The sequence below is a fragment of the Amycolatopsis sp. NPDC104775 genome (genome assembly GCF_055583325.1).
In genome coordinates this window covers 792,423-798,294 of the sequence record NZ_JBVJOE010000002.1, presented here as the reverse complement: position 1 = coordinate 798,294, position 5,872 = coordinate 792,423, and the positions used below count along the sequence as shown (strand labels likewise).

5 protein-coding genes are annotated in these 5,872 nt (G+C 68.4%); all 5 read right to left on the bottom strand.

The annotated features are described in order from the left end of the window. Positions 1–108: 108 nt before the first annotated feature. Genes ACZ63D_RS12625 through ACZ63D_RS12605 form a run of 5 tightly spaced genes read right to left on the bottom strand, consistent with a single transcriptional unit; the run spans position 109 to position 5,720 of the window. Positions 109–1,305: a cytochrome P450 gene (locus ACZ63D_RS12625; protein ID WP_465354405.1), complete on the bottom strand. Its 1,197-nt coding sequence runs from the start codon at positions 1,303–1,305 to the stop codon at positions 109–111. Next, complete coding sequence (locus tag ACZ63D_RS12620) at positions 1,302–2,570, bottom strand: methylaspartate mutase (RefSeq protein ID WP_465354404.1); 1,269 nt, start codon at positions 2,568–2,570, stop codon at positions 1,302–1,304. Before ACZ63D_RS12620 ends, ACZ63D_RS12625 begins: the two co-directional genes overlap by 4 nt. Continuing rightward, positions 2,567–3,043, bottom strand: coding sequence for a cobalamin B12-binding domain-containing protein (locus tag ACZ63D_RS12615; RefSeq protein WP_465354403.1), 477 nt, complete (start codon positions 3,041–3,043; stop codon positions 2,567–2,569). Before ACZ63D_RS12615 ends, ACZ63D_RS12620 begins: the two co-directional genes overlap by 4 nt. Further along, the gene (locus ACZ63D_RS12610; RefSeq protein ID WP_465354402.1) at positions 3,040–4,254 is read right to left on the bottom strand and encodes a type III PLP-dependent enzyme domain-containing protein; all 1,215 of its coding nucleotides are present in this window, start codon (positions 4,252–4,254) and stop codon (positions 3,040–3,042) included. The genes ACZ63D_RS12615 and ACZ63D_RS12610 overlap by 4 nt, the downstream gene beginning before the upstream one ends. Beyond that, a complete protein-coding gene (locus tag ACZ63D_RS12605; RefSeq protein ID WP_465354401.1) occupies positions 4,251–5,720 on the bottom strand; it encodes an AMP-binding protein in 1,470 nt (489 codons plus the stop codon). The genes ACZ63D_RS12610 and ACZ63D_RS12605 overlap by 4 nt, the downstream gene beginning before the upstream one ends. Between the last annotated feature and the right edge of the window lie 152 nt (positions 5,721–5,872).

The window sequence follows — 5,872 nt, the reverse complement described above, 5'->3', positions numbered from 1 at the left end:
TGCGCACTCCACCGCGGTAGCCAGGCAGCATTCATGGGTCGTCGGTCGGATCGTAAGGCGGGCTCGGGCCGCGCCGGATCCCCAGAAAACGTCGTTAGGGGCGGGAAATCACCAGGCGACGCGCAGCAGCGACGGGCCGCGCACGATCACCCCGTACTCCCATTTCACGCCGTCGCGGCCGTCCGCGAGCCGCAATTCCGGAAAACGCTCCAGAATCGCTTTCAGCGCCTCCTGCAGTTCCAGCCGCGCCAGCTGCGCCCCGATGCAGTGGTGCGGACCGTGCCCGAACGCGACGTGCGGGTTCGGGCTGCGGGTCAGGTCGATGACGTCCGGGTTCGCGAACACCTCCGGATCGCGGTTCGCCGCGTGCAGCGCGGGCAGCACCGGATCGCCCGCCCGCACCACGACGTCGCCGATCCGGATGTCCTCGCGGGCGTACCGGGCGAACATCGCCGCGGTGTTGATCGGCACCCAGCGCAGCAGTTCCTCCACCGCGGTCGGCAGGATCTCCGGCTGCGCCCGCAACTGCGCGAGCAACTCCGGCTGAGTCAGCAGGGTGAAGACGAAGCTCGGCAGCGCCGAGGAAACCGTCTCCACGCCACCGGTCAGCAGACCCGCGCCGGCGATCGAGATCAGCTCGTTCTCAGTGAGCTTGTCTCCGGCGTCGCGGGCGTAGACCAGCGCGCCCAGGAGGTCGTCGGTCGGGTCTTCGCGGCGTTGCGCGACCAGCTGGGCCACGTAGTTGTCGAGCTGATCGCCGTAGACGTCGAGCACATCGCCCTTCGCCGTGGCGTCGCTGACCAGCGCTTGGGTCCACTCGCGGAAGATCGTGTGATCTTCCTTCGGCACGCCGAGCAGGTTGCAGATCACCGTGACCGGCAGCGGCCGCGCGAGGTCCTCGACGATGTCGCCGGGCGCGCCGTTCTCGATCATCGCGTCGATCAGTTCGTGCGTCAGCGTGCGGACGCTCTCCCGCATCGCTTCCAGCCGGCGCGCGGTGAAGGCCTTCATCACCAGGCGGCGCAAGCGGGTGTGGTCCGGCGGGTCCATGCCCATGATGCCGTCGCCCATCTGCTGGCGGCGCATCCTCGGCTGGTCGAGGCCCTGGGCCAGCTCGCGGCTGAACCGCGGGTCGGCGGTCACCAGCTTGACGTCGGCGTACTTCGTCGCCAGCCAGGCCTGCTCGCCGAACGGCAGCTGCACCCGGCTCATCGGCTCGTCGCGCTGCAACTGGTGGTAGGTCTGCGAAACGGATGTCTCGTGCATGTCGAACGGATACGCCCGGACGGTCCGGCGAGTGCTCATCTCGAATCCCCTCCGATCGGGGTCATCGGCTGTTCCAATGCCTGGGTGTCATGGGTGTGCTGGACGTAGGAAAGCGCCGACATCAGCGTCGACGAGGTGATCCGGCCGCTCGGCGCGCGTTCGGCGATCCCGCGCAACGGCAGCGAACCCAGCTCGGACCAGCCGAGCCGGCCGTCCGCGTCGAGCGTGCTGCGCGCCTGGCCCGCGTTGTCCGGATGCAGGCAGTACGGCACGTCGAGCAGGCCGCGTTTGAAGGCGACCACGAGAGCGCGGTCGAGATCGGCGTGGCTGTTGAGGACCGCGTCGACCAAGGCGCAGGCCTCGCGGTACACCTGATTGTCTTCGTCCACAATGGCCTTGACGCCTTTTGCCGACGCTGCCGCGTGTTCGAGCGCGGTCACGTTCTCCGCGACAGTCGGGATCCTATGCGCTTCGGCGGCGGTCTTGACGATCAACCGCTCCGAGCCAGTGCTCATCGCCAGCTCAGCGGCCTTGCCCAGCAACAACATCGCGCCGTCCGGCGTGCGTGGGAACAGGCCCATGTAGGCGTAGATCACCACGTGCCAGGTCGCTTCCGGCAGCAGTTCAGCGCACAAGCGGCGCAGTGCGGCAACGGCTTCACGGTCCTGATGGAGGTTCGTCTGCTGCGCGTAGCTCACCGAAATACTGCGCACACCCTTGCGGTAGAAGAACAACGCCTCCAGCACACTGATCGCGACCAGCTCGCTCGGCGGACACAGCTGTCCGAGCATGCAGCCGCCGAATGTCTCCAGATGCGGACGGCCCCCCGGATGTTCGGCGTCGACCAGCAGATCGCAGCAGTACGCCCAATTCCGCACGGATTCGTCGAGCGGAGTCCGGCTGTAGGGCAGGCAGTAGGAAATCGGCCCGCCCTCGGTGGCGTGCAGACCAGCGGCGATCATCGCGCGGAAGATGTCCACCGGCCGCGCCGAACCGTGCCGGACCTGCACCGGGAACTCCGGACCTTCGAGACCGTCGAGCATCGCCCGGGTCACTTCCGGCGGATGGTTGACGATCGGGTAGCCGTTGAGCGGAATCCCGTTGCGCAGTGCGTGTTCCGCGGAGTCGGTGTCGCGGACGCGGGTGTAGCTGTCGAGCGTGAGCGTGCCGACGGTCGCGGCGTTCGCGTGCTTGGTCGCGACCAGACCGGCGCGCATCGCGGCCGGACTGTCGAAACCCATGCGCGGCTGCACGACCAGTTCCCCGGCCGCGTGCCGCTGCGCTACGAACCGCTCGAAGCTCACGCTCCCTCCAGCTGGCTGACCCCGCCGGGAAGCGAGGCGGCGAAATGCCGGAAGGCGGCGGCGTTCTGCTCGTCGAACACTCCGTCGAACCCGGCGAACAGCAGTTCCGCGGTCTGCTCGTCGGACAGTGGCCCGCCGGTGCCCAGCTTGCCGCCGATGACGATCGGCAACCGACGCAACTCGGGGAGTGCCCGCAACCGCTGCACCACTCGGAGCCCGTCCTGGTAGCCGTGGCCGTTGACGCTGCTCAGGACCAGCATCGCCGGACGGCGGCTGACGCATTCGGACTCCAGCAGCTCGTCCGGCACGCAGGCGCCCAGGTTGACGACGTCGAAGCCGAGTTCCCCGACGAGAAGTTCGAGGTAGACCAGGTTCCAGGTGTGCGAGTCCGACGCCATGCTGCTCACGATCACCGTGCGCCCGCTGGGCTCCTCGATGACACTGCCGCCGTAAGCGCGGACTTCCTCGCTCATGGGGAAACCTCATAAGCTCGCTGATAGTCCAATCGCGACACTGAGATGACCTCGTCGCCACGAACCACGACTTCGGTCGGTGCCGGACGGCCGAGGAAGCTGATCAAACTCGCGGTGACGCCGTACGCGCCCACGTTGGGCACGGTCAGCAGGTCTCCGGCCGCCAGCTCAGGCAGCTTCGCGGCTTTGGAAAGCGAGTCACCGGGAGTACACAGTGGACCGACGAGCTGCCCCGGGTTGTCCCCGATCTGATCCACCCCGACCGCGGCGGGCAACAGACGTCCGATCCCGGAAAGCCCGCCGACCACGTTGATCCCGGCGTCGAGAATGACGAACCGGTGGCCCCGGCTCTCCTTGACGTTCACGACACCGGCCAGCAGCGTCCCGCACGTCCCGGAGAGGTACCGGCCGGATTCGCAAGCCAGCTCCACCTCGCCGCTGCGCCATTCGGGCAGGTAGAGGTCGAGCAGCTGCTCCAAACCGTTGCGCAGCTTCGGGTAGTCGGTGCGCTCGCCGGGAACCGCGTACGGCGACGAGAATCCGCCGCCGATGTCCAGCAGCTCCAACGGGAGACCAGTTTCTTGACGCAGCTGTGCCGCCGACTGCAGCACGAACTCGTACTCGCCGAGCAGCGCGTCCTCGTCCTGGGCATTGCTCATGGTGAAGAAGTGCGCGCCGACGATCTTCGCCCCGGTAACCGCCTTGAACAGCGGCATCAGCTCGGGCAACGTCTCGGCGTCGACGCCGAACTGCGACGGACGGCCCATCATCCGGATCCCGGTCGACGCGCTGCCCTGCGTGGTGTTCACCCGCAGCAGGCACCGCGCGACGGTGTCCTGCCGCTCCGCCGCGGCACCGACGTGCTGCAGATCAGTCAACGATTCGACGGAGAACAGCCGAACGCCCGCGGTGATCGCCGCGTCCAGCTCGCCGTCGGTTTTGCCGGGCCCGGTGTAGAGGATGTCCTCCGGCGCGAACCCGGCGGTCAGCGCGTTGGCCAGCTCGCCGGTCGAGCTGATCTCCGCGCGGCAGCCGCCCTCGCGCAGTTCGCGGGCGATCTCCGGATGCGGGTTGGCCTTCAGCGCGTAGTAGACCGCGAACCCCTCCGGAAGCAGGCCGAACAGCTGATCGCGCGACTGGGCGGTCACGTCCAGGTCGTACACGTAAGCCGGCGTGCCGAACCGTGCGGCCAGCTCGTCGTACTTGCTCATTTGCGGGCACCTTCCACCAGCAGGGCCAGTTCCTTCGTCGCGTTCTTGCCGTGCGCGGTGAGCGGGAACTCGTCCACGACGTGGCACAGCGCGGGCACCTTCTGCGGCTCGAGCCGCTGCGCCAGTTCCTTGAGCACCGTGGTCGGCGGCAGGTCGCTTTCCACGCAGATCGCCAGGTCGCGGGTGTCGCTCGGCGGGATCGCGCCCGCCGCGCGCACACCCGGGATGTCCATCGCGGCCGCCTCGATCTCCAAAGTGGACATCCGGATTCCCTTGCGCTTGAACATGTCGTCGCGGCGACCCTCGAAGTAGAGGTAACCGTCCTCGTCGAGGCGGCCGTAATCGCCGGTGTGCAACCGGAGTTCACCGGTGGCCTCGTCGCGGCGGAACGCTCGCTCCGACAGCTCCGGGGCACGCCAGTAGCCGGGCATCACGTGCGGGCCGGCGGCGACGATCTCGCCGATTTCCCCAGCGGGCAGCGGAGTTCCGTCGGCGGCGAGAATGTGCACGGTCGTCCCCGGCAGCGGAAGGCCCGACGAACCCGGACGTTCGGCGTCTTCCTCCGGCGGCATGATGGTGATCCGCTTGCATTCGGTCTGGCCGAACTGCCGGACGACGCGCACGCCGGGGAATGCGTCGCGCAGCTTCGCGATCGTCGAGTCCGGGAGCGCCGCGCCGGTGTTGGTGAACAGCCGCACCGGAGCGGATTCGCCCCGCTCTCGCTCGGCCAGCGTCGCGATCATCGTGGCGAGCGAAGGCACGATCGGGACAACCGTCGCGCCGACCTCGCGCATCCGTTGCAGCAGGCGAAGATCGGACTCGGCGTCGGCCAGCACGATCTCGCTGCGGCCGAGCGTCGAAAGGAGGACTTTGTACAGGCCGTAGTCCCAGGACATCGGGAACCGGCAGAAAACGACGTCGTCCTGGCGGTAGCCGAGCACCGCCTGGATCGCACTCGCCGCGAAGGTGACCTGCCGGTGCGGCCCGATGACGCCCTTGGGCGCGGCCGTGCTGCCGGAGGTGTACACGAGCACCGCGACGTCGTCCAGGTCGACGTCCGTCGGCTCGACGCGGGTCCGCGCGCGGTAGGCTTCCTCGACTTCCGTCCACAGTGGAGCGAATTCGGGCGGCTGAACGATCAGCACCGGTTCGGCGTTCTCGACGACGGAGTCGAAGTGGAACTGCTTCATCGCCGGGTTGATCGGCACGAACACCGCGCCCCGGCGCGAGGTACCGTGGAAGAGCGCGACCAGCGCCCGGTCCGTCGGCAGCTGCACCACCACGCGATCGCCGCGCCCCACCCCGCGCCGCGCGAGGACCGCCTCCACCGCGTGACTCCAAGCGGCCAGCTCGGCATACGTCCACACCCCCGCCCGGTCGCGCACCGCGGCGGCGTCCGGCGCACTGGCCACCGCCGCGTCGAGCAGGGCATGGACGAGAGAACCGGATTCGTTCACGACTGCCACTCCCGAAAGGATTCGTAGAATCACCGTGCCTGCGCGGGATAGCCCCCGACGTCCGGAAAACTATCCGCGACCAGGCGGTGATCCACACCCCTAACGGCCCCTAGCTGGCACTCTGCCCCTCCCGCCGGAAAGCGTGAAGGGCTCCTCGAGGG